Genomic DNA, 1,500 nt, shown 5'->3' with positions numbered 1-1,500 from the left:
GCGTTAAAAGAGGAAATTTGGATAAAAATGAGCATGGAGAACCAGTGGATAGGGCTTCTCTAAGCAAGCGATTTTTAGTATATAGCTCACCTATTTCAGTTCCTCTAATCCTATTTGGTCTTGGAAACACTGCACTTTTCGGTGGGTAGCAATCACATAACAAAAGCTTCAAACCGACAAACAACGCGTGGCATTTTTAGTTTGCGGTGAATTTAGTGTTTAAGGCGTATGCAGCGGCTTGGTTTGTGCGTTGTCTGCGGTTTAAGCTGGCGTTAGGTATGTAATGGAAATAATTGAGAGAGTAGAAATACTAGAGAATGGTCAACTGATCTTGGTTTTGGCTAGTGGTGGAGATCCTAGCTATCAGTATATATATCGTGAAGCGGCTGAGGTAAGCTGGGACAATAGTTTAAAAGCATTCAAATCTCCAGTACCAAGAGATTGGACTTACTCAGATTGGTTTCATCATGTAATCAAAGTTGCAAAAAAGTGTAATATTAAACTGGAACTAGCTGGGAATACTTCTTGGGTTAATGTCTCAGATAGTATTAAAGAACATATGATTGCTGTAGGGAATACCTAACAAAAGCTTCAAACCGACAGCCAACGCGTGGCACTTTTGGTTTGCAGTGAGTTTATTGTTTAAGGCGTAATGCAGCGGCTTGTTTTGTGCGTTGTCTGCGGTTTAAGCTGGCGTTATGTATCACATGAGGATTTATGGAATTAGCTAACTTTAAAGACGATTTCTGGCAGCTTCGGAACGGAGAAGTATGCCATAGAGATCATCCTGATACTTTTTGGATTCCTTCCTTAAACGATAGGAAAGCCTTGAAAGTTGGGGATGCAGCTAAAGTAATCTTGGAAATCGAGTGTGAAGATGAAGCTGGTGAAATTCGCATTGAATCTGAGCGAGGGTACTTAATCGTATCTGAAATTGTTGGAGATAAGTTTATCGGCATACTGGATTTCCAACCTTGTTGCGTTGAACCGAATGAGGAAAGTGTATATCTGGGTTTTGGTGTGGAAATTCCTTTTGGCCTAGAACATATCATCGATATAGAACGACCGCCACAAGACTATATTGATTGGCAATTAGGTCAGAAGCCTGAGAAAGTCTGGTATCGTCGGTGATACATAACAAAAGCTTCAAACCGACAGCCAACGCGTGGCACTTTTGGTTTGCAGTAATTTTAGTGTTTAAGGCGCAATGCAGGGGCTTGATTTGTGCGTTGTCTGCGGCTTAAGCTGGCGTTATAGCGCTTTGATAATTTAAAGGTTGTAAGGTTTTCGAAAATAGCTGGCTTCAGTGCTTCAAATTTCGATTCCTAAACCCGACTCAAGTTGGAAAAGTTGTCGCAAGCCAAGCCGTTGTGACTATTTCAAACCATTCCTGTTTACCGTATTTTGAAGCTTTGTTCTTGGCTCGTTTTTCTGAATCTTCGACCGAATTGGCGTTTTGGGTGTCGTGGTCTGGTTACAGAAGGTTTTGTTGGTTAGGAT

The 1,500-nt window shown here is 41.2% G+C and carries 2 protein-coding genes; both read left to right on the top strand.

Going from position 1 to position 1,500, the window contains the following annotated elements; translation table 11 throughout:
* Nucleotides 1–283: 283 nt before the first annotated feature.
* A complete protein-coding gene (locus tag HC752_RS24130; protein ID WP_190337719.1) occupies nt 284–583 on the top strand; it encodes a hypothetical protein in 300 nt (99 codons plus the stop codon).
* Nucleotides 584–717: 134 nt separating this feature from the next.
* Complete coding sequence (locus tag HC752_RS24125; protein WP_190337718.1) at nt 718–1,131, top strand: hypothetical protein; 414 nt, start codon at nt 718–720, stop codon at nt 1,129–1,131.
* Nucleotides 1,132–1,500 lie beyond the last annotated feature (369 nt).

This window comes from Vibrio sp. S9_S30 (assembly GCF_014694455.1).
Classification (GTDB): Bacteria; Pseudomonadota; Gammaproteobacteria; order Enterobacterales; family Vibrionaceae; genus Vibrio.
The sequence above is the reverse complement of the archived record's forward strand: the minus strand, read 5'-3'. Positions and strand labels throughout refer to the sequence as shown.

Coding starts and splice junctions, on each gene's coding strand:
- HC752_RS24125 (WP_190337718.1), top strand. CDS start 718: ATGGAATTAGCTAACTTTAAAGACGATTTCTGGCAGCTTCGGAACGGA.
- HC752_RS24130 (WP_190337719.1), top strand. CDS start 284: ATGGAAATAATTGAGAGAGTAGAAATACTAGAGAATGGTCAACTGATC.